An 18,310-nucleotide genomic window follows, 5' to 3' on the forward strand; every position below is an offset into this window, starting at 1 on the left:
GTGAATAAAGCAGTTTACACACAAAGCTTGTTCCACCCGCCTTACCTATCACTAAAGTTTAGGAATCCTTGCCCGCTTCAACCCAAATCTTTGAAATTCCACCTCCCTGTTCACCTACGGCTAAAGTAGGACGACCACCCTCTTCGCCTATTGCTAAAGTAGTGAGAGTGGAACCACCTGCTACTTGCTCCATATCTTCATCCGTGAGTTCTTGCTCAGCCTCTGTTTGCTCTTGTTCAGCATTTAATTTGGCTGCTTCTTGTTCGGAAAATTCGCGTTCAAATGGATGTTGTGTCATGTTTTCCTCCTAGTGGGAAAGTTTTCTCTTGAATGTTACTGCTAGTAAAATGCGGTTCCAATCACCTTTTTTTTGCTGACCATTCATGTTTTTTTAGCTTTTTGCAGTTTCGGGTTAACAGGATTGCAAGCACATATTATCAATAGTTTCAGGTCAGCACTAGCAGAAGTGAAAAAGTCTAATTTTTTGCCATAAAAACCTTTACAAAAGAGCGAAAAAAACATGAATCAAGAGCGGAAAATACGTGAATGCAATCACGCTACATTGACTCTATGTTTAGGTAAAGAGGCTGCCCTAGAACAGCTTTCAAGCTCAAAAGCCTAAAATCGTTCTAAATTTTATGATGACCAATCCAATCAATTCCTACGAAGCTCTTCTCGAGCGGCTATGGACCGATAAAGACTTCAAAAACCGCTTCATTGCAGACCCGAAGCCGATACTCGCTGAGGTTGGGGTTATGATTCCCGATTCCTTAAAGGTTGAAGTGCATGAAGACGGACCAAACTTGCGGAATTATGTTTTGCCGAGAAAGGAGCAACTAGAAAGGTACAATCTGGAAGGACAAAATCCGATTATCAGTCAAGTCATACAACAAACTTTAGTTGATGATGCCTTCAAAGCCAGATTGCTCCTGAACCCCAAGGCTTGTATCAAAGAGGTAACAAGTGAAGACATACCTGACGCTTTCACCATTTGCTTTCATCAAGATACGCCAAGTGTCAAACACCTAGTCATTGCCACAAATCCGATCAATCAAGAACTGAGTGAGTCCGAACTGGAGATGGTTGCCGGTGGTATAACTTCCCCAAGCTTGATCAAACCTGGCGTTCTAGGTTTCGTTGCACTTTGATATCAAATCCGTTTAATCACTTATATGAGGTTCGGTTGATTACTTATCATTCATTCCTGAAGAACCCCACCCCGCCAAAGCTGCGCTTAGGCTCCCCTCCCCTTAGCAAGGGGAGGGGATAAAGGGGAGCCAGCGCTGCAGGAGGGTTAGCCCGACCTAGGCGACTGGCGTGTGGGGTGCAGTCAACGTGGGAATTATAACTAATTAGCCGAACATGATATTACTGTAAATCTTCTCCGTGTCCTGCGTCCCCGCGTCTCCGTATTTGTCTTAACGATAAGTATTCAACCGGATTTTATATGACCATTTTTTGAATTCAAAATTCGCTCATTTAAAGTTCAAAATTTAAGAAAAATTTTGAATTGACAGTTGGGATACAAGCCCCTGGCTGCGGGAGCATGCCAAATGTGCAAGTTTACTGTCATGCTGAACAAAGCGAAGCGTAGTGAAGCATCTCGCGAGATTCTTCGCTTCACTTCGTTACGCTCAGAATGACAAACAGAGGTATTTTTGCCAAATTGGGATGCTCCCCTGGATGCGCGACATGGAAAACAAAAAAAGCGCAGCATCCTTGCTTCAAGCCCCTGGCTTTAGCCATAGGGTATTATTTTTGAATTTTGAATTTTGAATTGTTTTGACCCCATACCTTCAGCTATAGGAGTCATCCTGTGGAACAATCAATTCTCTCATCTCAAAATCAATTGACTTACGAAACTCAGCGGATTAGGTTGGAAGAGTTAAAGCCTACTGCCCTTCAGGTTCGTAAAAGAGCGATTGAGGCTCGCTCTGTTGGTGGGATGTTCAAGTCACTCCAAGTCTCCTCCTACAACCTTGGCGGGTGGAGAAGCATGTTTGAAGAATATGTGCCGCAGCCCCTTAGCTCGAATGGCAACTCTGAAAATTCCAAAACCAGTAAGCGCCCGCTCACCAATTTAGCGCTGTCAGTAGAGACTTCCACATCAGCCGACTCTCGCTTGAGCCTGAGTCGCCGTGAATCTACCCCATCAATCTCCGATGTAGTGACAATGCCTCTTTGCCCAAGCGGACGACCAGAAGCTGACGAAGCTGTTGTGTTTGGTGTGGTGGGAGGAACTTTAGCCGCACCCCAGGTGGGATATCTTACCGAGGCGGTACCAGTCAGTGAGGATGTCTTGGCACTATCTGGTTCCGTGGAACCCACAGAAATATTCCGCATAGCCTCCAGTTGTGCCGGTCATGATTGCAAGCACTTTGACGGCTCTCGCTGCCGCCTAGCCATGCGGATTGTGGAGCAATTACCCCCTGTTGTCGAAGCACTGCCAGCCTGTCAAATTCGCTCGCATTGCCGATGGTGGCAGCAAGAAGGAAAAGCTGCTTGCCAGCGCTGTCCTCAAGTAGTAACAGACAACTACTATGTGTCTGGTCTGGTACGGCAAGTAGCGGCTCCCAATGAATTGTCGCAGTCAGTTCAGCAGGAAAAATAACGCTACTACTATTCACTTTTCATAGAGCGCGAAAATATTCTCTGAAAAAACGTTTTGACTGTCGAAAGTTGTTTGTCCAAAACAATTTAGGCAGTCAAAACGTTGTGGTGTTAGTTTATCAAAAGCTGAACTATAGCAATCCTCCGCAGATTTGTGAGAATTGAAAGCCACAGATCCCCGACTTCTTTGAGAAGTCGGGGATCTTGTTTCGTGTGCGTGTATTCTATGCAAGTAAGAATCGCTATATTAGCTTATCAAAAGTTGAACTAATTTCTTAGTAATGGGAAAACCCGTTTGTTGCTCAAAGTAGAGAAACATGGGACTGGGATTAGTCTCTAAAAATACATATTCTCGCCTAGGTTGATGACGCCAATCAATTGCTGTCCACTCCAACATGAATGCCTTGGCGATCGCCAAACACGGTGGCACTAGCTTGTGTCAGTGCAAAATGTATGTGGGCAGCATGAGCATCTTTGGCATCACCTAGAATTAAAATATTCATTCACCGAAAGAATGGATTGAATAATACGACGTTTCAAACCTTGGTTACATAGAGGGATATTCCACAAGGGCGGGTGTGAATAAAGCAGTTTACACACAAAGCTTGTTCCACCCGCCTTACCTATCACTAAGGTTTAGGAATTTCCACCCGCTTCAACTCAAGTCTTTAAAATTCCACCTCCCTGTTCACCTATGCCCCAAGTAAGATGACCACCCCCTTCGTTTATTCCTTTAGTAATAGCTATCGAGCCACCAGCCACTTGGTCAGTATCCTCATCCGTGAGTTCTTGTTCAGTATCTTTTGGCTCTTGTTCAGCATTTAATTTGGCTGCTTTTTGTTCGGACAATTCGTGTTCAAATGGATGTTGTGTCATGTTTTCCTCGTAATGGAAACGTTTTCTCTTGAATGCTACTGCTAGTAAAATTCTGTTACCATTACCTTTTTTTCAAAAAAAATCACCTTTTTGTCGCTGTTATTGAACAGCCTTATACTGTATTTCAAACTCTGGAATCTGCTGAAGTCGAGATTCACTTAAATTGTACTGCTCGCAAACTAAACTGATACGAGCCTGTGAACTTTTGACTTCATTGACTAAATGTCTTAAATTACCCCGAAAATAAAGCAGGGTGTTTGTCTGAGGCTGAATTTGTGCAACTTGATGCTCACGATTTTGAAGCACTAGTTCTCCTCCTTGCAGGTCAGGTGGTATTTGGACATAGAGCACACTCACAACATTTGGAATGGCGATAAACTTACCATAAGCAGAAAGGCTGCAATCAATATGTGGTTCTACACGAGCTCCCCCCTCTAATACCAAGGGATTAAGATAAAATGCGTTACACGTAGGCTCTAGGACTACTTTTAAATAAGGTTGGAAGAAGGGAAAGTGCCGTTCAACCTCACTGATGCTTGAGCGTTTAAAGACTACCGAGAATCCCTTAGTTTCTGCAAAGCTGTCACTTAATTGGCTCGCCGCTAAGTAGGGGGAAAACAAAATTTGTGATCGCAAAGTGTTTAGGTAGTCACGGGGAAATGTTTGTGACCTGAGTTGGTAATACTTATTTGTAGTTATTTGCATTGCTGTTACTCTCTCCGTTTTTTATTTTTTTTCTCCTTACAAGAGTATTTCCCATGTTCATCATCAAGGTATTACTTTCATATAAACCGACACCATTGACATGGGTTTGTGCCCATTTGTCTACTTCTTTATAACGAACACTTTCAAAAATATCATTGTAAGGAAATCTTAAAGAGAGAGGTTCTTCGATTTTAAGTTCCTTGGGATTCAAGATTCCATGATTAGTAGCAACATAAATTTTTTTAAAGCTGCGATAGTTACCACCACCTTGAGCATAATCCCATCCTTTTATCCGTTTCAAAATGTTGTAAAAACTTGAAGCTGTAATGCTGGTAAAGAAATTAGCCAAAGGATTGCGACCTGGTCTTGCTTGAATATTTTCTTTGGAAAAGTCAAAATAAAATATGCTATAAAAATTAGGAAAAACTACTTCAAGTTGATAAATTACTTGCCAACGGCAATGCTCTATAAATAAAGAAGCTTTATTCTCCATAAAGAATTTTGGCAGATTTAAACAGACTTCTTCATTAATTGCTTCTTTCATCTCATCAAGACTATAATTCTCTGGATTGTCGTCAACTAGCTTACTTTCTACCTTCACAGGCGAAAAATCTAAGCTGTCTCTATTATCTTCAACCTTCTTGACAAATTGACACATTTCTTGAAAATGGCAAAATTCGCCATTTTTAAAGGCTAGTATGTCTCCTGGGTCTAAAGCAAAGATGTTTTCTCCTATTTCTGGAAAAACCATCCTTACATCTTTACAAAATTGTTCTCGTGATACTGGGAATACAATTTGGTTCAGCCAAGATGAACCATTGATAAATTTAACGCCATTGGCTCCTGGAGCAATTGCCTTTGGTCGAATTAAACCGACTTTTTCAAGTAACTCGTTGTATTGGGAGTAAGGAAAAGATAAACTATAATTATTTTGGTAGTTGATTTCTAACATTGGTTGCCAAGCTGCTAATAAAAAATCAATATTCGGATAGCGAGATTTTACAAAACGAATTGTATCTAGACTGACTATCGTGTCTACTTGATTCCAGAAAACTCCAGATTCATCAGCAAATACTATGCCATATTCAGGTACGCGGTTTTCTGAGCGGGTTGCCATTAGACGGGTGGAACCAAGCTGAACTTCGCTAAAATCTCTCAAATAATAAATTTGCGAATATCCTAATTTACGGAGACAACTCTCCAACAGTTGGTCCTTAGGAATCAAGACATCAACTGTTTTTGGTAAATAAGCAAGAGAGCGAATGTCAAAGTGATCCAAATGCCGATGAGATATGATGAGCAGATCAAATTCCGGAAGTTGTTCGTGAATCACTTCTCGCTTTGGACATACATCCTCTATACCTTCGCCGTGTGAATCCCAAAGCACGGGGTCTATGAGAATCTTAGAATCTTGCGTTTCTACAAATATCGAAGCATGTCCAATCATGTGAATTTTCATGGTTCACCTCTGTTATTATTAGGGTTCTTCTCTTTAAAAGAAAGCCGAACAGGACAGTAACGTGGCGCTGAATAGTGTAACGATGCATGAATATCTAATTCAGCCTAGTAAATGTATGAACCCTGTTACAATACAGAATTTTTCGTTAATACTGGCAATTTTTCAGGTGTTATCACAAAAGCGTTATTTTAGAGCACATCTAGAAAATATCAGGAGTTGACAAGACCAAATCGAACAAGTCACTAGCTGAACAAATTCCGCGTAATTCTTCAAAGTATAAACAGAGCAATCTCTACTAAAACTTAAATTAATAGCAAGGTAGTAACAGAAAAAATGTGAGTCAAACTGAAAAATTGTGCATTGTAATCGAGTGTTGTATCCCACAAACTAATAAACAGTAAAGCGCTGTAAGGAGAGCTTCAAATAACTCTCGGGTGCAGCGGAGATTCAACTAAATCAAACTACAGGAGATACTCAAATGTCAGAAATGAATCAACAACCTAGTGATGGAATGAGCAAACATGCTCTGGAAAGAGAACTAATTGCCCGTGCCTATAAAGATACAACATTTAAGCAAAAGCTGCTGAGTAATCCTAAGGCAACGGTAGGAGAGATTTTAGGGGTAGAGTTTCCAGAATACTATGAAGTCAAAGTGTTTGAACAGCCTACAAACTCCCTCTACTTGGTGATTCCTCAAAATATTGAGAGTAATTCAGCAAATGCAGAGTTGAGTGAAGAAGAATTGGAAGCAGTCGCCGGTGGCTGTAGCTTCAAAGTCCTTTGGAGTGGACTTTGTGTAGATTAATAGGCAACGCTCGATTATTGCTCTTGGCTACTTTGTTGTAGCACCTGCACAGTTATCAGATCTCAGAGGATATCTATCTTTAAGCCAAAGAACTTACTACTGTTTAGATATCCTCTCATTCTTTAGCTTGGAAATAAACCAAGTTAGTCAAGTTCAGCGCCAAAGTGTTGGAACCGGCTCAATTTATCGATTTCTAGCTTGATACTGTTTAGATATCCTCTTCCTAAAAAGGATAATAAATCAAAGTCAGTTAAACAATATTATTATGATTACAATTTCAACTAATAAAAAATATTTCATTAAAGTAGTAGAGAAAGCAAGCACAATTGCTGAACGCCTTAGCTCTGGATTTGTTTTCAACGAAGCTCAACAAAATGATGGCATCACGAATTCCAAGGTTGAAGAGTGGTGCCAGGTTGTCGCGCAGGGAAATAAAGAGCAATTGGAAAAGCGTCTTGCATTGGATGGTCTTGATTTAAGTAAGGTACGTCGAGTGCTGGATTCTGTAAGCATAACTGATAAGCAGCATTTACCGATCTGGGTAAAAACTTTACACGAAGTCATACAAGCCACTGCCTTAGTTAGTCTGGAGAGGTTAGAAGAAGGTACTTTTCAGAAACACGGTTTTTTAAATTCTCAAAAACCTATACCCTTTGAAGAAATCTTTTTGCCGTTCATTCATGTTGCCAAGCAAAGGTTAATCGCTCGCACTGGTTCCAGTTACCATCTTCTTTTAGAAGAATCACACGCTCTTCTAGAACGTGACCTCTTACGACAACTGTCTTATATCTGCTCGCAATCGCTATACTTAGAGTTTTCAATTTTTCGTAATTTTACGCAGCATACATTAGTTGGTATGCTTGGGCAACTTTCTGGCAGTCATTCCAGACAGCTTTACAAAAAGTTTATTAAGGATATGTTGGAAGGAGGTCTGCTCTCATTCTTCCAAGAATATAGTGTATTAGCCAGACTGGCTGCAACAGCAACTGATTTGTGGGTTGATGCCACTTTTGAATTTATTCTTCGACTAGCATCAGACTGGTCTGAAATTCAGACGACTTTTCAACCAGAAAAAGAACTGGGTCAAGTTGTTGCTGTAAAACCTAGTCTCTCTGATCCACATAGGGGTAGACGCTCAGTTATCAAAATAACGTTTGCATCTGGCTTAAACCTGATTTATAAACCCAGGAATTTAGGTATTGAGGAAGCGTATTTTAAGTTATTAGCCTGGTTTAATCAGCACGGTGTACCTTTACCATTCAAGTTACTCAATGTAATAAACTATTCAACTCATGGTTGGGTTGAGTTTGTAGAATCTTTAGTTTGTAAAGATGAACAAGAAGTCAAGCAATACTATCGGCAAGCCGGTATGCTTTTATGTTTGTTGTACGTCCTGCAAGCAACCGACTGCCATTTTGAAAATATTATTGCTTGCGGTAAACACCCTGTCCTGATTGATATGGAAACGCTATTGCAGCATCGCGTCTGGGAAGATGTTAATGCAGAGAGCGAATCTCTGGGAAATCGGCAGCTTCAGGATTCTGTACTGCGTACTGGTTTATTACCACGTTGGGAGTTTGGACTTACAGGCGAGAGTTTTGATTTCAGCGGGTTAGGGGGAGTTGGTGAACAGCAGACATCTTCTCGCGTGCTGAAGTGGAATAACATTAACACTGACAGCATGATGTCCAGTTATGAGTATGGAAAAACTCCCCTGCGATCCAATTTACCTTCATTAAATGGTGTAACTCTGCCACTCGATAATTATACTGAAGAGCTTATTAATGGTTTTCAGCAAATGTACCGTTTCCTTATGGAACACAGAGAATTAATCTTAGCTTCAGACGGTCCTTTGAAAGCTCTAGCACATCAGCCAACTCGCTTTATTTTCCGCAACACTCAGACTTATCATTCTATTCTGGAAAAAACGCTAAACCCAAAATATTTGCGGGATGGTGCTGATAGAAGCGTTCAGCTCGACATTCTTAGCAGAGCGATGCTCTCATCAGATTCCAAATGTTCATTTTGGCCACTACTTAAAATAGAGCAGCAGGCGCTGGAGCAGATGGATATTCCTTTATTCACATCTTATCCAGACAGCGATGCTTTGACGCTCGCCCCCAATGAGACGGTTGAAAAATATTTTAAGGAACCTAGTTTGAATCGTATCATTGCTTGTCTGAACAATCTCAATGATGAAGATTTAGAAAAACAGATTGGTTTTATTAAGGGGTCATTGTATTCGCGTACCGCTAGCAAGGACAGCAGTTCATCCTTATCTGATAACGTTGGTTTAAATCTCGATGCTGTCACTCCTTTAACAACAGAAGAGATGGTGCAGCAGGCAATTGCGATCGCCTTAGACCTTGAGAAACGCGCAATTTGCTCTGCTGAGGGTAGTGTTGGCTGGATTACATTTGCACATATTGTAAAAGCACAGCGATTCCAACTTCAGCCAATGGAGTTTGGTTTGTATGACGGAAGTTGTGGAGTGGCATTATTTCTGGCTGCATTGGAAGCAGTCACTGGCGATAATGGATTTCGCAAATTGACCGTAGGAGCTTTGCAGCCCCTTCGCAAGGTTTTGCACAACTCAAATTCTAAATCTGGGCAAAAAATCACCAAGCGAATTGGTATTGGTGGAGCTATGGGGATAGGCTCAATCCTCTACGCCCTGGTGCGAATCAGTCAATTGCTAGGCGAACCAGCACTTTTGCAAGATGCCAAAATAGCAGCTTTGTTAATCACACCAGAGTGCATTGCTGCCGATAGTGACTTGGACGTTATGTTAGGGGCTGCGGGTGCCATTTTGGGATTATTAGCCTTACATAGGGCTACTGCGAACTCAACAGTTTTAGAGCAAGCCATTATCTGTGGTCATCATCTACTAAATAACCGCACGCCAAGCGACGCTGGATTCAGAACCTGGGCAACCCTAAATGGAAAACTGTTGACTGGATTTTCTCACGGTGCTGCTGGCATTGCCTACGCCTTGCTACAGTTATATGAAACCACTCAAGATACAGTATTTCTAGAAGCTGCCCAAGAAGCGATTGCATATGAGCGCAGTGTGTTTTCCTCAGAAGCGATAAACTGGCCTGACTTGCGGTGGGAAAAAGCCTCATTCACTGCAAGAAGCTGGTGTCATGGCGCTCCGGGTATCGGACTAGCACGCTTAGGTAGTTTAAAGATTCTCGATACGCCTGAGATCCGGCAAGAGATTGAAGTTGCCTTAAAAAAGACACAACAATTTGGTTTGCAGGGGGTGGATAACATCTGCTGTGGCAACTTTGGCAAAATGGAGGTTCTAATAGTAGCAGCCCAACAACTGTCACGTCCGGAATTACTTCAAACAGTCAAAAGGCAAGCGTCCTCGCTTGTCGCAAAAGCACAACAAATAGGTTCTTTTTACCTCTCTCACCATCTTCCTAAAGATGCTTATATCCCTAGTTTGTTTATGGGAACAGCCGGAATCGGTTATGAACTACTGAGAATAGCCTACCCCGACCGTCTTTCCTCAGTTCTACTGTTCAATTAATAACTCAGTCATCAATACAACGCGTATTTTGTGACATCAAGCTGTGAGGAAATAGCTGAGGTTTGTAATGTAGCCAAATTACGATATTTTCTGCTCTACGCTCATGGTTTTCGCGGCATTGGACGTGATCCTATGGAACGAAAATCCATGACTGATGTGAAAGTAGCTACGAGAGTTGCGGAATGTTTAAAAACGAGAAGCCCGAGCACACATGCGGTTAACTGGAACCCTGGTGATATGGTTCTATTCAAAGACGGCAAGATTGTTGTACAACAATTTCCTGTAAGGAGATGATTGGGTAGAAATTGACGATAAATTTAACATGAAAAGATCAGCTATCTCTGCTCTCATAAACGCCATTTAACTAGTCAAAAAATCCAGCATTTTGGGTCAAACATAAAGCTGTTTTTCGTGAGTTTTAACGGTTTTTAGTAATTAGTATACTGACTGAAATCTTACACATTATCCGCAAAATTAAGTCATTTTTAAAGCCCAAATGCTAGCATTTGGGCTTTTTATTGGGTGGTACAGGATTTTAGAAAAGCTGTCAATTGTGCCAAAGATTGGCAAACAAAAAATCAGCTATCAATGAGCGAAAAATAAGAGATTAACAAAAGTTTTAAATGTCTTGTACATTTAGATTAACAAACGAAGTAAGTAGTTTGTTAATCCATCTAACGCTCTACTAAATTTAGAAGATAGGAGATTGAACCATGTCAAAGCAAAACGTTTTGGATTTCTTCACCCAAGTTGAAAATAATTCGACATTAAAACAAAAAGTCCAGGCAGCAGCTAACAAAGAAGATTTGTTGAAAATTGCTCAAGAATCAGGTTACAGCTTTACTGCTGAGGATATAAAGGCTATTGCTGAAACAACCGAGTCTGAAGAATTGAAAGAAGAAGAATTGGAAGCAGTTGCAGGCGGCGGTGTAAAGCAAATTGCACGTGAGGTTGTGAAAACTGCTAAGGATGTGTGGAATGCATTTTGGGGGTAATAGTCCACTGGTTGTGACGTCATTGGTTACACCATGCCCACGCATTGTATGGTCTAGATAGAGGCAATCCTATTCACTTTCCACAAGCAAAAGTCAGCCAACCAGCCCAACTGCTAACAGCAGTTGGGCTTTGTTTTGAGTGGGATAGGATTTTGAAAAAGCTTTGAACTGATTTGCCTGACATCCAAGCCCCTTACAGTCTGCATCCGCAGAACCCGAAAAATTGCGAGTTTCACAGAAATATTGTGCATTGTGGTCAGAGTTTTACTCCCCTAAGCTCTAGTTATCAACAGGAGAAAGCTATATGTCCATTGAAAGCGCAAGCGCCTTTTATCAAAGAGTAACTACAGATGAAGCGTTCCGCACTCAACTCCAGAATACTGCCAGTGAAGAACGCACAGCAATCATACAAGCAGCAGGATACGATTTCACTCCAGAAGAATGGGAAGCCGCTACTGTTGAAATTTTAAAGACAGCTGAAACTAACACAGAACTCAACGATGCTCAGCTAGAGGCGATCGCTGGTGGGATTACAATGGTTGCTTTGTACGGTCTACCGCGTGACCTTCGTTGGCCAGTAGTATAACTTGTCTCTGGTCTAAGAACAGTTGGATATCAGGTATCAAGTTACACCACTTAAATGTCACAGGAGGAATGTATGTCTATTGAAAGCGCAAAAGCCTTTTACGACAGGATTGTTACCGATGAAGCATTCAAAACTCAGTACCAAAGTGCTGTCAGTGATGATGAACGCCGAGAAATTGTACTAGCTGCTGGCTATAACTTTACCCCGGAAGAATGGGAAGCCGCCATGACTCAAATCTCAGAGTCCTCTGATGAAGAACTCAGCGACGCAGAACTAACAGCGGTTAGCGGTGGATCGTCATTGCTCCCAGGCAAGCCACCGAAATGGCCAATTGTGTATCCTTTGTACGGCGCGCCAATATCTTAGAACCTTTTGGGCAGGGTGAAACAATGTCTAAAGAGTACCAACGAATCAGTTATGCTGTTTGGGAAATTACCCTCAAGTGCAACCTTGCTTGCAGCCACTGTGGTTCGCGAGCAGGGCAAGCTCGTACTAAAGAACTCTCAACAGAGGAAGCGCTTGACCTTGTTCAGCAGTTAGCCGAAGTTGGCATTAAGGAAGTAACTCTGATTGGGGGAGAAGCGTTTTTGCGCCCCGACTGGCTGGAAATTGCTCGTGCCATCACTCAGGCAGGTATGCTCTGCGGCATGACTACCGGGGGGTATGGCATATCACTGGACATGGCACGCCGGATGAAGGAAGCGGGAATTTCTATGGTTTCCGTCTCAACGGATGGAATGGAGGCGACTCATGACCGCCTTCGTGGTCGAAAAGGCTCTTGGAAGTCCGGATTGAGAACCATGGGCTACCTCAAGGAAGTTGGCATACCGTTCGGCTGCAACACCCAGATCAACCGCCTGTCTGCCCCTGAATTTCCGCTCATCTACGAGCATATCCGTGATGCTGGCGCGTGTGCATGGCAAATCCAACTGACTGTTCCGATGGGAAACGCAGCAGACAACGCAGACATCCTGCTCCAGCCGTCCGAACTATTAGATATCTACCCGATGCTGGCTCGTGTTACCCAGCGAGCCAGCCGTGAAGGAGTCAAGGTACGTGCTGGTAATAACATCGGTTACTACGGTCCTTATGAACGGCTGCTGCGTGGGGGAGGCAATGAATGGGGATTTTGGCAGGGTTGCGGTGCTGGGCTGTCTACACTGGGGCTTGAAGCAGATGGTGCAATTAAAGGCTGTCCTTCACTACCTACTACAGCATATACCGGTGGTAACATCAGAGACCGCTCTCTGCGCGAAATTATTGAACAAACAGAAGAGCTGCGGTTTAACCTCGGTGCCGATACTCCCCAAGGTACGAAACATTTGTGGGGATTCTGTAAGACCTGCAAGTTCGCTGAACTATGCCGTGGGGGCTGCACTTGGACGGCTCACGTATTCTTCAACCGCAGAGGTAACAATCCTTACTGCCATCACCGAGCATTAGAGCAGGCAAAGCGCGGGAAACGAGAGCGTGTCTACCCTAAAGTACGGGCGCAAGGACTTCCCTTTGATAACGGTGAGTTTGCCTTGATTGAGGAGCCACTTGACGCTCCTTGGCCTCTCGACGATCCACTTCATTTTACTGCTGATAGCATTCAATGGTCAGACAGTTGGCAAGAAGAACCTGAATACACTTACTCCCTAGCAAGATAAATACTGTGAACGAAACAACTAGTGAATTCTCAGTTCCAGAGAACAACTCCGTCGATTCTGAAAAGACTGAGCATCAAGAGTGGTCGAAAAGTGTCTCTGAAGGTCAATTGGGTTCTGCGTCTCCCCTTTTACCTCGCTCTGCTTGGCAGAATCAACAAGCTTTTTTAAGGGTTCTGATTAAGGCAAAGCAAGCCCTCGATATGGCAGAAATTACTGCCACTCTCTGGGGTTGAACCAGCTTATTAATCCAATTCTGTTGAAAAAATTCTACACCCAAATGAAGCTTACACATCGGTTACTTTACCCCCCAGCCTGGTCGATCGCCGCCAAAATTTCGGCAGCATTGCTCTGTGCTGCAATTATACCGATGAGCTTCATCGCCTGCTACAATCTGCGACAGAGCTTAGAAAGTGTGGAGGCGAGCGAATACCGCAAACTCGAGTTGTCAGCCACCAGTACTGCTAGTCGTCTTGACCAACTCATTATCGATATCCAGCGCGTTTTGGTTCAAGTTAGCAGCGATCGCAATGTCGTAAGTTTCCTAACTTCTACCACGCCTGCAAAGCGAGGAGCCTTGCGTCCCAACCTACAACAGACGCTGTTGAACGTCTTCCGCTCTAACCCAGACTTTGATGCTGTCTTTCTCATAAACAGACAGGGTGAATGTCTCGCTTCCACCGATCCAAAATTCGTTGGTCAAAACTACGCTTTCCGCGAATACTTCCGTTCCAGCATCCAAGGAAATTCCTACATTTCTAGCATTTTGGTAGGTCAAACGACTAAACGACCAGGGCTTTTCCTCTCCAACCCCGTGCGTTCTGACAATGGCGAGATTGTGGGAGTGACGGTACTCAAGATTAGGGGAGAAGATATCTGGGCGATCGTTAATGCATTGCCAGTTGGCTCCCACAGCTACGCCTTCCTCGTTGACCAGCATGGAGTCATCATTAGCCATCCCGATCAATCCCTCCTGTATAAGAGTCTCAATCCCTTGCCGCAAAAAACCCGAAAGCAGGTGCTGACCGACAGACGTTACGGTGTTGATGAGATTAAGAGCTTGAACATTCGAGAGTTGAAGGTGATGGTCACAGCAGAAGAGCCGGGACACACCAGCTATCGCTTTGGGATAGAGCAGATACCCAGGATAGTTGGCTTTGCACCCTTGAAAGAGCAACCTTGGGTGTTGGGGGTTAGCCAACCCAAAACACAGTTTGACGTTCCCTTGAATCGCCTAATTTGGCAGTATGGTAGTAGCGTGTTGTTGGTGGGGGGAATCACCGCAATCATCGCGCTGTTCCTAGCACGGAGTATTTCTCGACCAATTCGCGCCCTCACCGCCGCAGCCCAAGCACTGGAACAGGGGAATTTCAATCTTCAAGAGTTGGCTGTTGTGTCTCGCACTCAGGACGACATGGGACGACTAGTGCGTGTGTTTTTACACATGGCTCGTGAAGTTAAAGCTAGAGAGCAGAACTTGAAACAGCAGGTAACCGCGTTGCGAATTGAGATTGACGAAACTAAAAGAGTCAACCAGGTTGCGGAAATTACGGAAAATGAACACTTTAAGCAGTTGCAGAAAAAAATACAAAAGCTTAAACAGCAAACGGTAAGCTCAGGCGAAACAGAGACGGAGTACTTCCAGCGATTGCATGGCAAAGTGCAATCCCTTAAGGAGCGGTCAACCCCTTCGCTTAATTCAAAATTCAAAATTCAAAATTCAAAATTGAAGACCCCACGGATAAATCCGGGGGCTTGAATAATTAGCTTGTGCATTTTTTCTTCTCCATGCCATAAGTTGGGGGCTTGTATCCTTTTCTTTTTCGGTCACGAAAGATTGCTCCATAAAACCAGGAATGCACTAGACAAATTAACAAAAATGTGTATGAGAAAATTTCTTGGCAAATTCTACAGTCTACAGCAATCATCAAAGCCTAACAGCAATGAAGAGGAAATTTACTTAACGGCGCTGTCACTATCAAATACTCACAAACAGAATAATTATGATTTTAACTACCCCAAGACTGACACAAGCTAAGGCTGTTGTTGCTAAACAAATGTCTAATCTGGAGATGGCAGCAACAGCCATAGTAGTTCTGATCCTTATTTATTATGGAACTTTGCTGGATTTGTTATCTGGCACACAAGAAGACTAAACAAAGAAGTGGCAAGCGCTAACCAGGTAGCCGCCGCGTAAGTCCTAAAAACTTTAATTTCACAATCAGGAGGTGAGAAATATGTCATCTGACGAGGAATTAATCTCGCGTGAGGAGGTGCTGGCGGGTTTTCCAGCCAGACGAGCAAATACTTTGCTGTTTTTGATAGAGAGCCGGACAGCGCAGATAGTGGCGCGATCGCGCGTGGAGTTTTCCCTCACGGAGCAAGCTGCATCAGAGCGCGACTTGGCTTTCTTGGAAGCCTTTGCCTTAGGAAATGCGCCTCCACTCCACCCCACCATCCAACACTTGGAACGCTATGCCCTTCAATGGACACCCTTAGTGCCGGAAAACACCAGACTGAAAGCCGCTGTTGTCCACGCTCTGAGCGAGAAATACACTTTCACATATCAGACAGTGCCTAATATCCGGGCAGCTTTGGGTTTGGATGAGAAAGCGGTACAAGTGGCTTATTCCCGCCTGTACAAAAGACACTTAGTAAAAATATTTGCAACAAAACTGCCGCTCACGGAACAATTGCGGTGGAATTTATCTGCGATCGCCCAACGACTAGAGTCTTTGCCACCCTTCTGGCTCGCCTCCTTAATCACCGTTGCTTTGGGTTTGCCCCAAGCCTTCTTAGCTTTGCCCATTGCTGTCGCCGATATCGGTCCTCTGGCTACTGTTGCTTTTATTCTCATCATCGGCACTATCAACATACTGACTATGGCTTGTATGGCTGAGGCTGTTGGTCGCAGCGGTGACTTTCGTTACGGTAATCCTTTTATCAAACAATTAGTCTCCAATTATTTAGGAAATACTGGCTCCTTTATACTTTCGATAGCCGTGGGCATCCGTGTTTTTCTCATAGCCTTAGCTTGTTACATCGGTTTATCAACGACTCTAGCAAACTTCACCCACATAAGCGCAGCGCTCTGGGCGATGTTGCTTTTCTTCGCTGGGTTGTACTTGCTGTCGCGTCAATCCCTAAATTTTACCGTTGCCGTGATGGTATTGCTTGCAGCAATCAACGTGAGTTTACTCCTGATTCTCTCAATTCTTGCCTTGAGCCATGTGCAACTGGACAACCTTTTTTATCTAAACTTGCCTTTCCTCAATGGTCATCCTTTCCAACCCTGGATGCTACAGCAGGTACTTGGTGTTAGCCTGATGCTTTACTTTGGGCATGTTTATGTGGGAGAATGTGCTAAGGTCATACTTCCTCGCGACCCAAGCGCCTCATCACTGATTTGGGGTAGCGTAGCGGGAACTGCTTTTTTAACTGTTCTTTTTTGCATCTGGGTGTTGGCAGTCAACGGAGCTATTTCACCGCAGTTGCTAGCTGGACAGTCAGGCACTGCCTTGGAGCCACTGGCGCTTCAGGTTGGTTCCATCGTCTCAGTCTTGGGGGCAGTTTTAGTCACCCTTCTTTTAGGAATGGCTTGGCTGCGTAGTTCGAGTCTCCTGCTTAACTTAGCGCGGGAGTGGTTACCTGTGCGACCTCGACCCGTTTTGATGTTGCCTCGCAAGCAAGGAACATTGATAATGCACCCCTGTGGCGAGCGCAGTCGTGTTCCCCATATTGGTTTAACCTACCTGGGACTGGAAGAAACTAAACCAAGGTTTCGCCTAGATGTTCAATCGAACGGCAAAATCAGTCATGCAGAGATAGCAGTGACTGAGCGTTGGGAGATAAAAGAACTACTTGAGCAGTTTCCAGACCTCCGCAAGTGGGACATTCACCTAACTTTAGACGTACGTTCGGCAAACCAAGATAGTGTCTGTCTACAAGTCACTTCACCAATGCTGATAGCCTACGAAGGATGGTTGAAGGCAGATGTCAGCAATGCTACTGATAATAATGTCAATATGCCAACAATGGCACGACGGTTTTGGGCAACTCTGCTCAATCAACGTCGCTTCCTGCTATCCATCAGCCCGTTAGTGCTAGTCTTTCTGCTGACTGAGTGGCTTTTCCTTACTGGTGTACAATCGTTTACTGGCGTACTTGCCTTTGCTGGTGTCCTGGGTAACTCCTTGGTTGGTGGTATTTTCCCAGTTTTACTGTTGCTTTCCAGCCGACGCAAAGGCGAGTTGGTACCCGGAGTCGTCTTGGAAATTCTCAACCATCCATTTTTCAGCGTCGGTATCTACAGCCTGTTTTTAGCCATTTTATTTGTCCACGGTTTGTTCATATGGTCGAATCCTGTGGCGCGTATCAGCGCATTGTGCATCGCCTTGCTATCGCTAGGAGCAACCTTTGTGATGAAGCGCTATGGAGCTTTTGCTTCTCGCGTGGTTGTAGAGTTGCGAGAGGAGCAGCATTTGGGAGGGCGATCGCTCTTCACGATCACTGCTGGCGGACAACCAAAAATGGCAGAGGTCTGTCTGGGATATGCTGAGGGTGAGCAACACCATCAAGCTGCTAGTGTTGAAATTCCATCCCTAAAGACGCTGCGTTATGCCATTTTCCGATTACCAACCAAGCGCGAAGAAGAATTGAGAGTGTGGGCACACAGTAGCAATTTCAGCGGGGACTCGAAGAGTCTACCTGCATTTGTAGAAGTTGAGAGTGGAAACAAGAATATGCAGTTTGATTTGAAGCTATCCAGTGGACGAGTTTTGCTACCTCTGTTTAGCAACGCGTGCTGGTTAAAATTGACATTTCCCGCAGATGAGGGGTTTGTGGCTAGTGGTTAGTGGTATTTTTTGACAACTAACAACTAACAACTACTCCTTTCCCGCCCAAAAAATACCTAATTTAACGAACCGCATTAGCGCAGCGTGTCCGCAGGACATAGACGCTAAGGACACGTTAGCGCAGCGTGCGCCCTTGGCGCATAGGAAGAAGAAAAAGAAGATAGGTAATCTTACATCGGGAAGCGAGTAACATCCAACAACTAACAACTAACAAATGACTAGAGGTAAATT

Annotated in this window: 17 protein-coding genes; 12 read left to right on the forward strand and 5 right to left on the reverse strand. The window is 43.8% G+C overall.

The window, feature by feature from the left end; genetic code table 11:
- Positions 1–58: 58 nt before the first annotated feature.
- Positions 59–298, reverse strand: coding sequence for a hypothetical protein (locus DP117_RS12895; protein ID WP_169218705.1), 240 nt, complete (start codon positions 296–298; stop codon positions 59–61).
- Between the two features lie 340 nt (positions 299–638).
- On the opposite strand from DP117_RS12895, the gene DP117_RS12900 reads away from it, so the two are divergent.
- Positions 639–1,148 (forward strand): NHLP leader peptide family RiPP precursor, encoded by a 510-nt coding sequence (locus tag DP117_RS12900; RefSeq protein WP_169218706.1) that lies wholly within the window; start codon positions 639–641, stop codon positions 1,146–1,148.
- A 668-nt stretch (positions 1,149–1,816) separates the two neighbouring features.
- Positions 1,817–2,611, forward strand: a complete 795-nt coding sequence (locus DP117_RS36195) for a hypothetical protein (protein WP_248277643.1) — start codon at positions 1,817–1,819, stop codon at positions 2,609–2,611.
- A 373-nt stretch (positions 2,612–2,984) separates the two neighbouring features.
- On the opposite strand, the gene DP117_RS36955 is transcribed toward DP117_RS36195, so the two are convergent.
- From DP117_RS36955 to DP117_RS12920, 4 genes are all read right to left on the reverse strand, one after another.
- The gene (locus tag DP117_RS36955) at positions 2,985–3,113 is read right to left on the reverse strand and encodes a hypothetical protein (RefSeq protein ID WP_282440274.1); all 129 of its coding nucleotides are present in this window, start codon (positions 3,111–3,113) and stop codon (positions 2,985–2,987) included.
- Positions 3,114–3,270: 157 nt separating this feature from the next.
- Positions 3,271–3,486 carry a hypothetical protein gene (locus tag DP117_RS12910; RefSeq protein WP_169218707.1) on the reverse strand — a complete coding sequence of 72 codons (216 nt, stop codon included), beginning with the start codon at positions 3,484–3,486 and terminating at the stop codon, positions 3,271–3,273.
- Positions 3,487–3,585: 99 nt separating this feature from the next.
- Entirely contained in the window at positions 3,586–4,191 is a 606-nt protein-coding gene (locus DP117_RS12915; protein WP_169218708.1) for a 2OG-Fe(II) oxygenase, read from the reverse strand.
- A complete protein-coding gene (locus DP117_RS12920; protein WP_169218709.1) occupies positions 4,172–5,650 on the reverse strand; it encodes an MBL fold metallo-hydrolase in 1,479 nt (492 codons plus the stop codon). The genes DP117_RS12915 and DP117_RS12920 overlap by 20 nt, the downstream gene beginning before the upstream one ends.
- A gap of 478 nt (positions 5,651–6,128) precedes the next feature.
- Here DP117_RS12920 and DP117_RS12925 point away from each other — a divergent pair, with 478 nt between their 5' ends.
- The 10 genes from DP117_RS12925 (at position 6,129) to DP117_RS12970 (ending at position 18,079) form a co-directional block, all read left to right on the forward strand.
- Positions 6,129–6,455: an NHLP leader peptide family RiPP precursor gene (locus tag DP117_RS12925; protein WP_248277644.1), complete on the forward strand. Its 327-nt coding sequence runs from the start codon at positions 6,129–6,131 to the stop codon at positions 6,453–6,455.
- Positions 6,456–6,720: 265 nt separating this feature from the next.
- Positions 6,721–9,993: a type 2 lanthipeptide synthetase LanM family protein gene (locus DP117_RS12930; RefSeq protein WP_211176079.1), complete on the forward strand. Its 3,273-nt coding sequence runs from the start codon at positions 6,721–6,723 to the stop codon at positions 9,991–9,993.
- Positions 9,994–10,706: 713 nt separating this feature from the next.
- Entirely contained in the window at positions 10,707–10,988 is a 282-nt protein-coding gene (locus DP117_RS12935) for a Nif11-like leader peptide family natural product precursor (RefSeq protein WP_169218710.1), read from the forward strand.
- Between the two features lie 304 nt (positions 10,989–11,292).
- Positions 11,293–11,574 carry a Nif11-like leader peptide family natural product precursor gene (locus tag DP117_RS12940; RefSeq protein WP_169218711.1) on the forward strand — a complete coding sequence of 94 codons (282 nt, stop codon included), beginning with the start codon at positions 11,293–11,295 and terminating at the stop codon, positions 11,572–11,574.
- Positions 11,575–11,646: 72 nt separating this feature from the next.
- Positions 11,647–11,940: a Nif11-like leader peptide family natural product precursor gene (locus DP117_RS12945; RefSeq protein ID WP_169218712.1), complete on the forward strand. Its 294-nt coding sequence runs from the start codon at positions 11,647–11,649 to the stop codon at positions 11,938–11,940.
- A gap of 23 nt (positions 11,941–11,963) precedes the next feature.
- Positions 11,964–13,226, forward strand: a complete 1,263-nt coding sequence (locus tag DP117_RS12950; protein ID WP_169218713.1) for a nif11-class peptide radical SAM maturase 3 — start codon at positions 11,964–11,966, stop codon at positions 13,224–13,226.
- A gap of 5 nt (positions 13,227–13,231) precedes the next feature.
- Positions 13,232–13,459, forward strand: coding sequence for a hypothetical protein (locus tag DP117_RS12955; protein WP_169218714.1), 228 nt, complete (start codon positions 13,232–13,234; stop codon positions 13,457–13,459).
- Positions 13,460–13,503: 44 nt separating this feature from the next.
- Complete coding sequence (locus DP117_RS12960) at positions 13,504–14,982, forward strand: cache domain-containing protein (RefSeq protein ID WP_248277645.1); 1,479 nt, start codon at positions 13,504–13,506, stop codon at positions 14,980–14,982.
- Positions 14,983–15,226: 244 nt separating this feature from the next.
- Positions 15,227–15,379, forward strand: a complete 153-nt coding sequence (locus DP117_RS12965) for a hypothetical protein (protein WP_169218715.1) — start codon at positions 15,227–15,229, stop codon at positions 15,377–15,379.
- 81 nt (positions 15,380–15,460) lie between these two features.
- Entirely contained in the window at positions 15,461–18,079 is a 2,619-nt protein-coding gene (locus tag DP117_RS12970; protein ID WP_169218716.1) for a hypothetical protein, read from the forward strand.
- Positions 18,080–18,310 lie beyond the last annotated feature (231 nt).

Source organism: Brasilonema sp. UFV-L1 (assembly GCF_012912105.1).
Lineage (GTDB): Bacteria > Cyanobacteriota > Cyanobacteriia > Cyanobacteriales > Nostocaceae > Brasilonema.